Source organism: Candidatus Omnitrophota bacterium (assembly GCA_040755155.1).
Lineage (GTDB): Bacteria > Hinthialibacterota > Hinthialibacteria > Hinthialibacterales > Hinthialibacteraceae > JBFMBP01.
Genome location: JBFMBP010000167.1, coordinates 15,558 through 30,125, shown reverse-complemented (window position 1 = coordinate 30,125; position 14,568 = coordinate 15,558). Strand labels below are relative to the sequence as shown.

Below are 14,568 nucleotides of genomic sequence, written 5' to 3'. Positions count from 1 at the left end.
AACTAAGACTCAGCGTACAAGGGATTTCAAAGGGCGCCGGATTCGTCCGAATTGGGGCGCCGATTTACTCCGAAATCCCCTGCCGATTTAACTCCGGATTCCCATGCCGATTTGGCCGGAATAGGCAATCGGGCAATTGGCGGCCAATTCGGCGAGATAAAAGCCGGTTCCAGCCTGCTGTAATTCGTTGCGCTTTTCTAAGCAATCGCCCAACGAAATAAGATCGATTTCCCGTCTCGAATCGCTCATCAAACAAAGCGCCGCGAAGATGATTTGATGCTTCGGCTCATGGAAGTCATCGGCGTCAAGGATTGCCCGCGCCCTTGCCAGCGCTTCGGGTTCGCGGATCGATGCGCCCAAAACATGGCATTCTGCGTCTAGGTTATGCGGGGATGGGATCGTCTTCTTTGTCATGGTTCTCGCTTGCAAAGCATGACACAATACAAAACCGGATCGATGTACCAAAAATAACGAGGAACCTTACGCCGTTTCCGGCGGCGTTGAGGCTTGCGTTTTTTGTTTTCGATTTTATTATTCATTGACGGCCTCGCTCGTGTTGAATCTGGAACGTTCTTCCAACCACTGCGAAATGTCTTCGGGGCGATAGCGAACGCAACGATTCGAAATACGAACAAAGCGGGGGCCGCCGCCGCGAATCCGTAGGGATTCCAAGGTTCGACGCGATAAATGTAGAATCCGTGCGGCTTCAAGAGTCGTTAAAACCGCTGTTAAACTGCTTTTTACTTCATTCATCCTATTTGCTCCCTAATTAGCGTTTTTTGCATTCCTTCGTAAATTATTCGCCGAAATTACTGTATGTTATGCAGATTTAGGGTAGGCTTTTTTCGGGGGGGGTATTTCTACAGATTAATCCATTGATAATTGAGTACTTACGGAAATAATGGTTCTTCTGTACATTCAAAAAATTTCAAAAAAAATTTTGGGAGAGGCAATATTGCTATGGCGACGCTCCCGCGCTTTTCCCCAGCCCCCATCGGTTGGAATTCGATAAGCAAAGTACTTTATAAAATAAAGTGAATGGTTGGGAGAACAGCAGCATTGTTTTTTGTCATCAAATATTGCTTTTATGTAATGGATTTTAGTAATTTTCACAAAGGCATTGCAGCTTAACGGATAGAGAGGATGGGGGGATTAGATCGAACAGGCAGGAATCTTTCAATACGGGGCAAGGAAGGCGGCTTCTATGCCGTTCGTCATGGCATGATGGAATAGCCCGGCTTATCGGCTTTGAAAATATATTTCCGCAAGTTTCCGCAAGCCGGTTTTTCAAGCTCAGTTTAGTCTCTGCCGTTGACTCATGGTTGACTCAAGCGATTTTAAGGGCGGGGCTAACTTGACGTAAGTCTATTAAAATCAACTCGCGCCGGAGAGGACTCGAACCTCCAACCGCCTGATCCGAAGTCAGGAGCTCTGTCCAATTGAGCTACCGGCGCTTAAATTTTTCCGGGTTTTCTTTTGGAATGGATTTTGTTATTTTAATTCAACGTTCTGATTCTATTGCTTCATTCTTGTTTTTCAAGCAGCCATGGCGCGGAACCGGTGAGAAACATTGGATAAACGCTTTCTTTCATGAAACAGGTTCTGGCGCTTCTTTTCTTTTTGCAAATCGGGATTTTACGAAATGAATCGCCGCGGCGGTTTTGTCGCCCAAGGATACCATAGCGGGTACTACAACGAGGGTTAATATGGTGGCGAACGCCAAGCCGAAGATGACGGCTACCGCCATTGGCCCCCACCATTGCGCAGATTCGCTTCCGATCTGCCATTCCATATTGCGAAAATCGTAACTGATTCCCAAGGCCATAGGAATAAGACCCAGTATGGTGGTAACGGCGGTTAAAATCACCGGGCGGAAGCGAATGATTCCCGCCTGGATCAGCGATTCGCGGGGTTCGACGCCTCGTTCGCGCAGTTGGCCTATATAATCCAGCAAAACGATGGCATTGTTGACGACGACGCCCGCCAGGCTGATGACTCCGATGCCGGTCATGATAATGCCGAACGGCATATGAGTTGCTAGTAATCCAATAAACACGCCTATCGTGGAAAGAATGACCGAGGATAAAATAATCAACGGCTTGAAAATCGAATTGAATTCCGTTACGAGAATGAGCGCGATTAACATCAACGCCGATATGAAGGCTTCCGAGAGAAAGGACTTGGCTTCTTCCTGGTCTTCGCTTTCGCCGCGATAGTTAATCTTGTAACCGCGGGGCAATTCTATTCCCGCCAGCGTCTTTTGCACATCGGCAAGCACATCGTTGCCCAGCCGTCCTTCCACATCGCCGTCGATGGTAATCACGCGCTTTTGATCGGAGCGGACGATGGTTCCCAAACCGGCGGAAAGCCGGATATCCGCTACCGAGCTGATTGGGACGTACTTGCCCGCGAGGTTAGCGATCATTAAATTGTTCAGAGCATCCAAACTTTTGCGGCGCTCCAGCGGCAATTGCACGATAATATCGTATTCGTCGTTGCCATCGCGATAGACTCCGGCTTCAATGCCGCGAATCGCCGTTTTTATGTTCGTGGCGATCATGGCTGTGGAGAGTCCAAACAAAGCCGCCCGTTCTTTATCGACCTTGATTTCAATCTCCGGTTTGGCGATGACGTAGTCGTCCTTCAGATTGACGAGGCCGGGGATGCCTTTGATCTTCTCTTTGATGCTCCGCATAATCGGTTCCAGCACTTCGTAACTTTCGCCGGTAAGTTCGATATTGACGGGCGAACCCGTCGGCGGTCCTTCGTCTTCTTTCTTGATCTCGAGATCCGCCTGGTAGATGGGAGCCAGCGTTTCCCGCAACTCTTTCAGAATTTGCGTGGAGGGAATCGAACGGTCTTCCATATCTTTGAATTCGAGAATGATCCGCGCGATATCTGAGGATGTCCTTCCGCCGGATACGAAAGAATCGGCGCCGAATCCCGTCGTGCCGACATTGGTGACCAGGCTGCGCACGTCGGGATATTCTACGCATTCCGGTTCGATTCGCTCCGCCATGGCGTCCGTTTCGTCCAGATTGGTTCCCTTAGGCATTTTGATTTCGACGTAAGCGCGTTTGGGATCGATGTCCGGGAAAAATTCTACGCCGTAGCCGAAGCGGCCATACGCCGAAAAAATGAAAATCATCAGAAGCGCCATGCTCAGCAATAGAAAACCGGGATTGTCCACCGCCCAGGATATTACGGCTCTATATCCCCGAAACAATCGGCTGGGATGAACGCCAGGCGGCTTGCCGGTTGAACGTAAAAAAATGGAACATAAAGTAGGATTGATGACTAATGCGACGAATAATGACGCCGAAAGCGCGATAATAACCGTTACCGGAAGATAAGCCATAAATTCGCCGGTAACGCCCGGCCAATAGATCATGGGGTAAAATGCGGCCAACGTGGTCAAAGTGCTGGTCGTTACCGGCCACATCACTTCTCTCGATCCCATCATTGCCGCTGTGATCCGGTCTCGGCCTTCCTGACGGTGGCGATAGATGTTTTCCACGATGACGATGGCGTTATCCACCAACATGCCCACCGCTAAAACCAGGGAAAAGAGCACCACCATATTCAGCGTATATCCCATCAGATAAAGCGTGAAAAAGGCGATAAACATGGAAAAGGGAATCGAACAAGCGACTAACAGCGCATTGCGAAATCCCATCGAGACCAAAACGACGGCCAATACCAAGATAAGGCCGGACAAGATATTATTCTCCAAATCGGATACCATCATGCGGATGTCTTTCGACTGATCGTTGACCAAAGAGATTTGGGTTCCCTTGGGCAAAGTTGTTTCGTATTGCTGGATGATCTCTTTGACTTTATCCGATATGGCGATGATATTTTCCCCGCTGCGCTTGACAACGTCGATGGCGACGGCGTCTTTGCGGTTGAAGCGCGCTTTGGTTTCCGGCTCCTCATAGCCATCCTGAAGCCGGGCTACGTCGGTGATATAAACGGGATAGTTGTTATTCGTTGTAACAATTAGGCGCTTCGCTTCTGCGGGATTGTCGAATTCGCCGGGAATCTTCACGACGTAATTTCCGACTCCGACATCCATCTTGCCGCCGGGCGTATTCAGATTATTCTGCCGGACGGCGTTCATGATGTCCGTAACCGCGATTTGATAGGCGGCGAGCCGTTCCGGATCGTAAACCACGCGAATTTCGCGTTCGATCCCTCCCGTCACTCGCGCTTCCAATACGCCGTTGACGGTTTCGAATTCGTCCGCCAGATCGTCGGCGATCTCTTTCAGGCGCACAAGACCGATCGGACCGTAGATGATAACCGACATAATGGGAAATTCGGAAAAGTTGATCTCGTCCACTATAGGATCGTCTTCCAAATCGTTGGGAAGATCGCTCTTAGCCTGATCCACTTTATCGCGGACTTTTTGCAACGCCGTGTCAATATCGATGCCGGAATTGAACTCCACGACGATCGTCGACATCCCTTCCGAAGAATAGGACCGGATTTCCTTTACATTGCTGACGGAAGTTACCTTCTTTTCGATCTGGCTGGTGATCTGGCTCTCTATGTCCGAAGGAGCGACGCCCTCGTAGGCCGTAGTGATAATGATGTTGGGGATGGTGATATCGGGAAACGATTCCCGCGGGAGAACGGTATAAGCATATATACCCGCAATAACCAGAATAATGATGAAGACAACAACAGTTACGCTGTGACGAATGGAAAATTCCGATAGACTCATTGCGCCGCCTCTTTCGCGCCGATGCCGGATAGGGTTGTTACGGCTTCCACGACATTGACCCTTTGGCCATCCGCCAGGTCTTTATGGCCGATGACTACGATGCGCTCATTCGGTTGAATTCCTTCCAAAATTTCAACGCGATCCCCGTCAATTGCTCCCATGCGCACCGGCCGCGCTTCCACCAGGCCGTCCTTTTCCACGAACACGTTCATCCCGCTGGCTTTTTTCACCAAAGAAAACAAGGGAATCAGCAAGGCGTCGGGAACGCGCTTCACCGTCAGCCGCGCTTTCACGATCATTCCCGGACGGATGCGATGGTCGGGATTGTCCATCGTTAAAAGCACTTCGAACGTATTCGTTTGTGAATTGGCGCCATAGGCGACGCGTTCGATCTTGGCTTCGCGCTTGTCGCCCAACGCCTCGATAAAAACCTGGGCTATGCTCTCGCGAGAGACGGCGTCGGCGTAACGTTCCGGCGCTCCTACGCTGATCTTAATCCGATCCAGATTTAGCAAGCGGGCCAACAACATCCCTTCGCCCTTGTATTCGCCGGCTTCCGCTTCCACCTGGTCGATAATGCCGGAAACCGGCGCAAAAATATGGCCGAGGGAAACTTCCACTTCCATGCGCTTAAGGCGGGATGTGGCCTGTTGCGCCGCCGATTGCGCTTCGTCCAATTGCTGCGCGGTTACGTCGCCGCGCTCGCGCACTTTTTGCAAACGCTCCAGGCTTTTCCGAGCCAATTCGTCCGCGGCTTGCGCATCGCGCAACGACGCTTCCCGCGAACGCAAATCGATCTGGAACAACTCCTGCCCCTTGGCGACGGCGTCGCCCTCTTTCACAAACACCTTCTCCACTATTCCGGGTATCGCCGCTCCCAATAGCACGTCGTTATTCGCTTCCACAACTCCCGGAACGAAAATCGCCTCTTCGAACGGTTGCGGCGCCGCTTCCAAAACTTGCACCCTTTTCAGTTGTTCCACGGGTGCGGGAGGAAGATCGCCGCCGTTGAGCGTATCTGGATTGGACGAAATGATGGACATTACGAAAAACGCGGCGGTGAAAAACATAAACAAACCGGCGTAGAGAAGTATTCGGCGAAGCATTTTCATGAATTTCGGCCTCCAATGCCGTACAAGACGTAACGATTCAATTTTTCCGCAAGATTCTCAGGATAAGGTCTGCCTTGCAATAATCTATACATAATATAGACGTTTAGCGAACCGAAAAAATGGTATACCGCTTCTTCCGGGGATATGTTCTGAATCGCCCCTGACTCGATCCCTTTTTCGAAAAAAACTTTCAGAATGTCGATATGCACCCGCTCTAACTCCATAATGTCGATGGCGGGGGCGCTGCGGCGGGGAGCAAAAGCGGCGCTGAAAAGCAAGCGCGTCGTATCTTCGTATTGGGAACTGATATCGAGATAAGCTTGGTGCAATTTCTTCAATTTCTGATGAAAATCTCCTTCGCCATCAATGATTTCTTTGAGATGCTTCAATAAAAAATCGTAAGCGTCCCGAATCAGCCAAATATACAAATCTTCTTTATTCTTAAAGTAATAATAAAGAACGGGTTTCGTTACTCCCGCCGCGTCGGCTATCTCTCGGATGCTGGCGCCGTCAAAGCCCTGAAAAGCAAAAATTTTAGTGGCGGCGCGGGATATCTGTTCTTTCGTATCTTTCGATTCAAGTATGGCTTTTTCTTCAATCGCCGTCATTATGGGTTCTTGGTTCATAATTTCCTGTTTACTTAACGTTAGGTATACGTAATCTATATCAAAAAAATTTCAAAAAATTTCAATTATTTTATTTACCGAACGGTAAGTAAGTATAGTTCATTTATGTGAAAACGAAAACCCCAATAGTTAAATGATGAATGATGAATGATGAATGATGAATGATGAATGATGAAAAACCGCCTTTTCGGTGGAGGGTTTACAGTTTATCGGCTAGGTTTTCGTAGGCGTAGAGGATAAGTTCTTCCGTAGTTTCCCAATCGATGCAGGGATCGGTGATGGAGACGCCGTATTTCAATTGGGTTAAATCGGCGGGGATTTTTTGACTGCCTTCATGGAGATGGCTTTCCAGCATGAGTCCGCGCAAAGCGTCGCAACCTTCTATCTTTTGTTGGATCAGGTATTTCCATACAGTCGCTTGGTTTTGGTATTGCCCTTCCGCATTCGCATGGCTGCAATCGACCATGATAAAAAGAGGCAGATTGGTCTCCGATAATTTCCGGCTGGCGAAAAGAAGGTTGTCGGCGTCGAAATTCGGCTGCTCCCGCCCCCCGCGCAGGATGACGTGCGCCCACACGTTACCCGTCGATTTCCAAATATACATTTTGCCATCGCGATTGATGCCCACGAAACTGTGCGGATAACGGGCGGAATGGATAGCATCGATGGCGATTTGCAAGTTGCCGTCGGTGCTATTCTTGAAACCCACCGGCATCGATAGTCCGCTGGCCATTTCGCGGTGAATTTGCGACTCCGTAGTGCGCGCGCCGATGGCGGCCCAGCAGATCAGATCGACAATGTATTGCGGAACAACTGGATCCAGCAGTTCCGAAGCGGCGCAAATGTTGCGGTGGCATAAATTCAGCAAAATTTTACGCGCTTTCCATAAACCATAAGCGATATCGCAATCGCCGTTCAAGTAGGGATCGTTGATAAGGCCTTTCCAACCGACGGTCGTGCGCGGCTTCTCGAAATAGACGCGCATGACGAGAAACAAACGCTCTTTGACCTTTTCCTGAAGCGCATTCAACCGGTCGGCGTATTCGTAAGCCGCCGTCTCGTCATGGATGGAGCAGGGGCCGACGATGACGAGCATCCGCTTGTCGATGTCCCGCATCATGCGCTTGATGGTTTGGCGGCCTTCATAGACCGTTTGCGCCGCTTTTTCGGTGATGGGCAGGTCTTTGCAAATCTCGTCCGGCGGCGGCAAGGGACGGCTTTCGATTATATGAATGTCTTGGATGGGCTGCATGGCTTCAAGTCAAATCGATTATATCGTCATTGCGATTTTCCACCGAAACCATTAAATCGCGCCCGCTCCAAAAACGAAAGGGGAATCGTTTCTTCCCCTTTCATTCCCTCTTGCATCGGACAATCTTTTCGTCGTCAGTACGATAAAACAATTAAAACCAAGGCCACGACAATAAGATCGTAGAGTAAAAAACGGTGAAAACAGCAAATCCCGCTCTTGCCGCGGGCAGTTGATCGCCGACTGCTTGGCTCAGCCAAAGCCGATTGCGCCAGGCAATGGCCAACAGCGCCGCCGTCATAAGCCAGCCCAACAACGACAGATCAACCAAGGGTATTGGGGCAGCCAGTATTTTGTTCTCAAGCCGCTGTAAAGTAATTATTCCAGCTGGATCGTTTAACGCCCCTGGCAAAAATCCGCCCCACGAGGAAATCTTGGCCAGCGCTTTGGCTAAATGCGCAACGGCGATGATCGGCGCGGCGCCCGTAGCGGCGGCCAATAGTAAATCGCGCCAGCTTCCGCGATGACCCAAAAGATAAGCCAATCCCGCCGCCGCCAGCCATAACAGAGCCGGAACAAGAAAAAGGAACCACAGCGCCTCGAACCAGCCGAAACCGATAGAGGGGATCAAGGCATTCAACGCCTGAGGCGCGATATGAAAGTATTCGTCCATCGGCTTCATTTCGCCAATCACTTCGTGAGCAACAAATCCAGCGGCGAACATTACGAAAACGGCTTCATAGGGGCGTAGAATCAAATGCCGGCGGGAAGCGCTCTCATGAATCGCCGCTCCCCAACCGATGTTGTTATGAGGACATGTTTTGGCGCATTGCAAGCATAGGACGCATTCGTCGCCCTTTTTGCGCGCATCCGGACGAGCCAATGAGGGACAAGCTCGGGCGTCAAACCGTTCGCGTTTGCGAGGATCCCGGCAATCTTTCGTCGAGCAGGCATCGCATACGGCTTGATCGCGCACATCAATCTGTATGGGCGTGAAACGGCCATACACCGAGAGCAACGCCTTGGCGGGACAAAGCGTTTTGCAAAAAGCGCGTTCTTCGCGGAAGAGAAGCCCCGAAAGCAATGCCAAGGCCAGAAGAACGATCAACATTAACGCCGTGAAATGAGGTACGCGATGGATGGATAGTCCAGCCACTAAGAACTGCAATGTCAGATAAGCGAACACTACCAGCCAACCCGCTCTTAGCCAAGGAGTTATGGCGACTCGATTGTAACCAAGCAAGCGTCCCGCCGCCCACCCCCAACGGCTGATGAATTCCATCGGACACACCGTACACCAAAGGCGCCCGGCCAATAAAGCCGTCGCAATCATCCCCGGCCACCACAATCCCCAGACGAAAAGCGTCGTGAGATTGGTCTTGCGCAAAGTCATGGTCTGTTGTTTGGATTGAGCCAGTCCGATTCCCCATCCGTTCCAAATGAAAAACATGAGGAAGAGAAGAGAAATTATTTGAAAAACAAGGGGAAAGAATGGTTTTCGCAACAAAGTCTGGATAGGCTTAATTAAAAGAAAATCCATGTGAAATTGATTGTTGTTGTTCATGGGTTGGTTATACGCTTTCTACTTATTGTTTTTTTCTACTACTTCTTTATATAGTTCCTTAACTTGATCGCGGAACCGATCCAGCGCTTGGCGGCCTTTATTCGTTAAACGATAGTTGCGCCGCTCGCGAGGATAGCCTTCGGCCTTTGAGACGGATTTCAACCATCCGCAACGTTCCATCCTTCGCAGCAGCGGATAAAGAGTACCGGGACTGATTTCGTATCCATGCCGCCTCAACTCCTGCATGATCCACTGCCCATAAACGGCTTCTTCGCCGGCATGATGCAAGATGTGAATTTTCCAAAAACTCAGAAGAATCTCGCGCGATATGGAATCCATTATTTCTCCGATTATCGACGATCGTAAACGATCATCGATATATCTAAAAAATATTATCCGGTAAAGAAGAATATCCAAGTTCTCGAAATCAATTCCTCCAAAATTGAAAGGAATAAGCGCCGATAGGAAGAATATCTCTTTTGTCCAAATGATTATCTTTTACTTCCTAATCGCAGTAAATTCATTCGGGAAGAATAATGACCGTTTGATTGAGTTCCGGCGCCGTCGCCGGGAATAGCAGCGGTTTGCCCTCTTTCGGGGAGACGCGGACATAGTATTCCAAATCCTTGCTTCCCAGCTTATCTGTTGGAATCTCCGCTTTATATACGCCCCGTCCAATAGGTTCCAACGGCGTTGTTCTCCATTCGCCTTCGCCAATCGGACGCCAATGGACGGCCGCCTCGCACGGCGAATCCACGCCCCAAACCAGCGCTTTTACACTTAACGGTTCGCCGTGACTGAGGCAGCCGCGAACCGTCGGAACCGCCAGTCCGGCGGGCGCCGTGAGTTCTTTCGACGGCTGGCAATCGGCGGGCAACGGTGCGCCCAGCAGTTTTTCCAATTCCTCGCCTGGTTTATAAAGCAGTCGCGTCAAACTGTGCTGATTGAGATTGGCGACTGTCCCCATCTCGCCGGTATTGCTGACGGTTGGCAATAAGAACCGGAACGCCTCCTCTACGCCTTTGACAATCTCGGCGCGCAGCGGCAGCAATTTTTTCACCGCCATTTCCTTTTGTTTGGCTGAGTCTTTTTCCGCTTTCACCTTCTGCATGGCTTTATCGTAAACCGACCAGGCGCAATCGATTTTCTCCGTCGCCCTCATGAAACGGAAACTGTTCAGCCAATAATCGAAACGGGAAAGATTGCCCGCTCCTATGATTCGACGACGCAAGCTTTCCAGTTCATCTACAAATGCGTACTCTTGACGCATCTCCGGCCAAGAACGCGGATTGTGTATGAGGCTGCCGGGACCGTCTTGCCACTCTGAGGGGCGCGGCGTATTCTTATCAATCTTCGTGAAAATGGTGGCGATTTCCTCCGCGGCCTCAGCGCCGAATTCGCATCTGGCCCAATCTCGATAGAAATCCAATATCGGCTGATCGCGTGTAATCGTCTTGGCGGGCGGCCAGTCGCCGTCGAAGTTGCGATAGGCTTCGCCGCCGCAGTTGAGGTTATTCGCATAGCCCTTGCCTCGAATGGAAATGGCAGACAAGCAGGGAGCGTCCATTAAAGGAATGAGTTCGACGACGATCCGTCCGTCCTTAGATTCAATGCCGGCGAAATGAAAATCTAAAGCCGCGTCCTTTCCTGCTTCTGCGAAGATATCCAATTTAGCGATTACGATTCGGTCTTGAATTTTAACATTAAATACGCGCTTTCCTTTTTCGTTTTTCTGCATTTCGCAGAAGCGCAGAGTAATAGAGTATTTTCCCTGCGGCGCTGCGAAGGAATACATCGCCGCACCCGTACTCGCAGATTGATAGAGAGCATCCATCTTCGTATGGGCGATCGGCTCCCGCGTGGAGATATAATTCTCGCCCGCCGGAATTTCATGAATCGAGGGATCATACCATTCCTTCTGCGACCATCCCGCTTTCGCCAGCGCGGAAACGTTCGGCCCCAATATGCGCGTGCGCCAATGGATGCCCATCAAACCGTTGCATCTGTATTTGAGGGCGTCTGCGGCGTCGGCGCGCATCCGTCCCGCCCACAGCTGCGGCGACAACAGGCCGGGATCGTCCTCCATCCACGGAATCGCCCAGGTGGGACGGCCCTGCACGCGGGCGAAAGCGGGATCGACGGGCGTCTTTCCTACTTCGCGGTTAATGCAGCTCATAGGCATCTCTTTGGGCAGAAACTTATCGAACAAGGCGCGGTCGTTGACCGGACCGAGCACCCAGCCGCAAGTGGCGAGCGTAAAAGGCGCGCCGATTTTCTTTCGCGCCGCATCGGCGGCCAAAAGGTCCTGCTTTGTTGCTTCCACTTGTTTTCCGGTGTTGCCGCTCCACGTCCATTCTTCCGGCGTCCAAAACCAGTAATAATCCAGCGGGCAGGTCTGCATAATCCGCTTGAACATACCCTCGTAGAGTTCTTGAACTACGGCGGGATCCTCCGGATCCTTGCCCATCATCTTCAATCGCAGTTGTACGCTTTTGGGAATGATGAGCGGCGTTTCCGTGCCCGCGCAGGTCTTGATTCCCAATTGTCGCGCGAAGCGAAAAGCGTCGCCTAACATATCGCCCGTTTCTTGGAATAACTCGTTACTCTTTTCCAACGAATCGGGCTGCGGGCATTTGCCCAACATGACGTCGGCGCCGTAGGCGTCCTCCTCGAATAGCGCGCCGCCGCCGTATACGAAATCGCTGGTATTCATCTCGTCATAACCCCAATTGCCCCGCAGCGTATTCATATAGGAAGAGGGATAGCTGAACTTCACCTGGCTGCCCTCGCCGATATCCTGCGGCAGGCCGATCCAGACGGTTGGCTCGGCGTTGGGATGGTTTTCAGGATAAGTATGCAAGGCGAAGAAATTCATCCCCATCTTCGGCAGCTGGGCTAGGATCGCTTTGTAATCGTCCAGGTTCCACCAATCGGGGCCTTCGGGGAAATCGTGAAAAGGTTGAATGCCGCGCAAGTCGAACAACGGCCCACCCTTCTCGTCCAATGCAGGCAATGGCCCCGCCCATCTCTCGTCGGGAATCACGTCGCCATGCAGATAAAAGCGGACGCCGAGGGCTTCCGCAAAATGATAGGCGGCGTAAAGAACCCCCAACTCGCCGCCCCCGGCGGCCAGCGTCAGGCGATAGTTTTTGCGTTCAATGGTTTTCAACCAATATTGTTGCGGATTCAATCCTTCGAGCGATGGAGAATCAATATCCTTCGCAACGGCTATCGCTTCGGGGCGATTTTTCGCTGTGGCCAGAATCGCATAAGCGCCGGATGGAATGGCGGAGTCGCCATCGACGATATTCGCCCATTCTCCCGTCCGCAGATAGACGTAGCGGCGAATTTCCTGCGCCGCCATTTTTTCCAGGAAAGAGGCATTCTTGGGCGTCTGGATAACGACGGCTTCGCGGCCTTCCTTAGCGGCATGAGAACATTCCGCCGCCATTCCCATACTGATGAGATGCATGACGAGCAACATAAGCAATAAGCGTTTAATCATCTTGTTCTCCAATCGTTCCTAATGGGGGCGCCGTATGAGCCGTCCGCGCTTTATAAGGTTGTACTTTACCCTATCGCTTCCGCAAAAATCTAGTTGTCAATGAGCGTAATTTTTTTGAGTATTGCGAGGACAGAATAAAACCTTGCTCTTGCCGCCCGGACAAATATTAAAATCATCATTCATCACTCATCACTCATCATTTATAAAGGTGGACAGGATTGAAGAAAGTTTAGAAAATGAAACTTCATTCATTGCGTGAAGCAATAAACGCCGTCCAGGAGTTATCGGATATGAAGAACGATTCCACTATAACCGCCGCCAATCTGTTTTCTAAAGTAGAGAACCTCTTTGCACTGTCCAGCAAAAAGATTCTCTCCATTGAAGAAACCTGGAATCCCGCTCAGGGTTCGCCTGTTTTCACCGTTCAAGGAAAATACGCGGCGCGCGGTTGGACGGAGTGGACGCAGGGTTTTCAATACGGCTGCGCGCTGCTGCAATTCGACGCCGTAGGCGATGAGCGATTTCTTGAGATTGGCCGCTCCAACGCTATCGAACGCATGACGCCCCATCTTACGCACATCGGCGTTCACGATCACGGCTTCAACAATATCTCCACCTACGGCCATCTGCGCCGCTTGATGAACGAAGGACGTATTCCCGAAAATCTTTGGGAGCGCCGTTATTACGAACTGGCTCTCAAGGTTTCCGGCGCCGTCCAAGCTTGCCGCTGGTCGGCGACGGCGGATGGCTTGGGCTATATCTATTCTTTCAATGGCCCGCATTCTTTGTTTGTGGATACGATTCGTTCTTTGCGCATTGTCGGCTTGTCTCATAAATTGGGGCATGTTCTGATGGGGGAGAACGATCGGCCCATCTCGCTTCTGCAACGGCTGATTCACCACGCTCTCGCCACGGCGCGTTACAATATCTATTATGGCCAAGGCCGCGACGCTTATGACGTACGCGGACGAACGGTTCACGAAGCGATCTTCAATCGCAACGACGGGCGCTTCCGCTGTCCCAGCTCGCAGCAAGGCTTCTCTCCCTTCACTACTTGGACGCGCGGCCTCGCCTGGGCGATGCTGGGATTCGCCGAACAGTTGGAATTTCTAGAAACGCTGGCGGATGAGGAATTCGCGCCGTGGGGAGGCAAGAACGCTATTTTGAGCGAGTTGCTCGAAGCCGCCTGCGCCGCATCCGATTTTTACATCGAGAATACGCCTCTGGACGGTATTCCCTATTGGGACAGCGGCGCGCCGGGATTGGCGCGTCTCGGCGATTATCTCAACCGCTCCGCCGATCCCTTTAACGAATATGAGCCGGTCGATAGTTCCGCCGCCGCCATCGCGGCGCAGGGATTGATTCGCCTGGGCAATTATCTCATTTCAAACAACGCCGAATCTGATGGACAGCGCTTTCGTCGAGCAGGCTTCGCCATAGCGGCGGCGCTTTTCGATGCGCCCTATCTTTCCGTGAACGAAATTCATCAAGGATTGATTCTTCATTCCGTTTATCACCGTCCCAACGGCTGGGATTATATTCCTCCCGGCGCTAGCATTCCTTATGGCGAGTCCAGCATGTGGGGCGATTATCACGCGATGGAATTGGCCGTCCTCATTCTGCGAGAAGCGAAAGGCGAAATATATCCGACATTCTTTTCATGACGGCGTATAGTAGTAAGTAACAGTTCACGCGATTGAAGAGAAATCCTTGTTTTTAAGCCCTGAAAGGGCGAAATAATAAATTCCTATTTCTTCTCTTAACATACGGCTATATAGTTACTGCA

General features: G+C 51.1%; 10 protein-coding genes and 1 tRNA gene. 1 reads left to right on the top strand and 10 read right to left on the bottom strand.

Annotated features, from left to right (window positions below; genetic code table 11):
* Window positions 1-87 precede the first annotated feature (87 nt).
* The 10 genes from AB1656_26205 to AB1656_26160 form a co-directional block, all read right to left on the bottom strand.
* Complete coding sequence (locus tag AB1656_26205; protein ID MEW6238892.1) at window positions 88-414, bottom strand: DnaB-like helicase N-terminal domain-containing protein; 327 nt, start codon at window positions 412-414, stop codon at window positions 88-90.
* A 117-nt stretch (window positions 415-531) separates the two neighbouring features.
* Window positions 532-753, bottom strand: a complete 222-nt coding sequence (locus AB1656_26200) for a helix-turn-helix domain-containing protein (protein MEW6238891.1) — start codon at window positions 751-753, stop codon at window positions 532-534.
* Between the two features lie 627 nt (window positions 754-1,380).
* Window positions 1,381-1,454: transfer RNA gene (locus AB1656_26195), tRNA-Arg, on the bottom strand.
* A gap of 134 nt (window positions 1,455-1,588) precedes the next feature.
* Entirely contained in the window at window positions 1,589-4,726 is a 3,138-nt protein-coding gene (locus tag AB1656_26190) for an efflux RND transporter permease subunit (GenBank protein MEW6238890.1), read from the bottom strand.
* Window positions 4,723-5,838, bottom strand: coding sequence for an efflux RND transporter periplasmic adaptor subunit (locus tag AB1656_26185; protein ID MEW6238889.1), 1,116 nt, complete (start codon window positions 5,836-5,838; stop codon window positions 4,723-4,725). Before AB1656_26185 ends, AB1656_26190 begins: the two co-directional genes overlap by 4 nt.
* On the bottom strand, window positions 5,835-6,464 hold the full coding sequence (locus tag AB1656_26180; protein MEW6238888.1) for a TetR/AcrR family transcriptional regulator: 630 nt from the start codon (window positions 6,462-6,464) through the stop codon (window positions 5,835-5,837). Before AB1656_26180 ends, AB1656_26185 begins: the two co-directional genes overlap by 4 nt.
* A gap of 199 nt (window positions 6,465-6,663) precedes the next feature.
* Window positions 6,664-7,716 (bottom strand): 3-deoxy-7-phosphoheptulonate synthase, encoded by a 1,053-nt coding sequence (locus AB1656_26175; protein ID MEW6238887.1) that lies wholly within the window; start codon window positions 7,714-7,716, stop codon window positions 6,664-6,666.
* A gap of 151 nt (window positions 7,717-7,867) precedes the next feature.
* Window positions 7,868-9,277 carry a hypothetical protein gene (locus tag AB1656_26170; protein MEW6238886.1) on the bottom strand — a complete coding sequence of 470 codons (1,410 nt, stop codon included), beginning with the start codon at window positions 9,275-9,277 and terminating at the stop codon, window positions 7,868-7,870.
* An 18-nt stretch (window positions 9,278-9,295) separates the two neighbouring features.
* Window positions 9,296-9,616, bottom strand: coding sequence for a PadR family transcriptional regulator (locus AB1656_26165; GenBank protein MEW6238885.1), 321 nt, complete (start codon window positions 9,614-9,616; stop codon window positions 9,296-9,298).
* A 181-nt stretch (window positions 9,617-9,797) separates the two neighbouring features.
* Window positions 9,798-12,782 carry a malectin domain-containing carbohydrate-binding protein gene (locus AB1656_26160; GenBank protein MEW6238884.1) on the bottom strand — a complete coding sequence of 995 codons (2,985 nt, stop codon included), beginning with the start codon at window positions 12,780-12,782 and terminating at the stop codon, window positions 9,798-9,800.
* A gap of 290 nt (window positions 12,783-13,072) precedes the next feature.
* Here AB1656_26160 and AB1656_26155 point away from each other — a divergent pair, with 290 nt between their 5' ends.
* Window positions 13,073-14,446, top strand: coding sequence for a glycosyl hydrolase (locus AB1656_26155; protein ID MEW6238883.1), 1,374 nt, complete (start codon window positions 13,073-13,075; stop codon window positions 14,444-14,446).
* The last annotated feature ends 122 nt before the right edge of the window (window positions 14,447-14,568 follow it).

What these genes read in the sequence shown, in the direction of transcription:
- AB1656_26205 (MEW6238892.1), bottom strand. Translation starts at nt 414, where the DNA reads ATGACAAAGAAGACGATCCCATCCCCGCATAACCTAGACGCAGAATGC.
- AB1656_26155 (MEW6238883.1), top strand. Translation starts at nt 13,073, where the DNA reads ATGAAGAACGATTCCACTATAACCGCCGCCAATCTGTTTTCTAAAGTA.
- AB1656_26190 (MEW6238890.1), bottom strand. Translation starts at nt 4,726, where the DNA reads ATGAGTCTATCGGAATTTTCCATTCGTCACAGCGTAACTGTTGTTGTC.
- AB1656_26170 (MEW6238886.1), bottom strand. Translation starts at nt 9,277, where the DNA reads ATGAACAACAACAATCAATTTCACATGGATTTTCTTTTAATTAAGCCT.
- AB1656_26175 (MEW6238887.1), bottom strand. Translation starts at nt 7,716, where the DNA reads ATGCAGCCCATCCAAGACATTCATATAATCGAAAGCCGTCCCTTGCCG.
- AB1656_26185 (MEW6238889.1), bottom strand. Translation starts at nt 5,838, where the DNA reads ATGAAAATGCTTCGCCGAATACTTCTCTACGCCGGTTTGTTTATGTTT.
- AB1656_26180 (MEW6238888.1), bottom strand. Translation starts at nt 6,464, where the DNA reads ATGAACCAAGAACCCATAATGACGGCGATTGAAGAAAAAGCCATACTT.
- AB1656_26160 (MEW6238884.1), bottom strand. Translation starts at nt 12,782, where the DNA reads ATGATTAAACGCTTATTGCTTATGTTGCTCGTCATGCATCTCATCAGT.
- AB1656_26165 (MEW6238885.1), bottom strand. Translation starts at nt 9,616, where the DNA reads ATGGATTCCATATCGCGCGAGATTCTTCTGAGTTTTTGGAAAATTCAC.
- AB1656_26200 (MEW6238891.1), bottom strand. Translation starts at nt 753, where the DNA reads ATGAATGAAGTAAAAAGCAGTTTAACAGCGGTTTTAACGACTCTTGAA.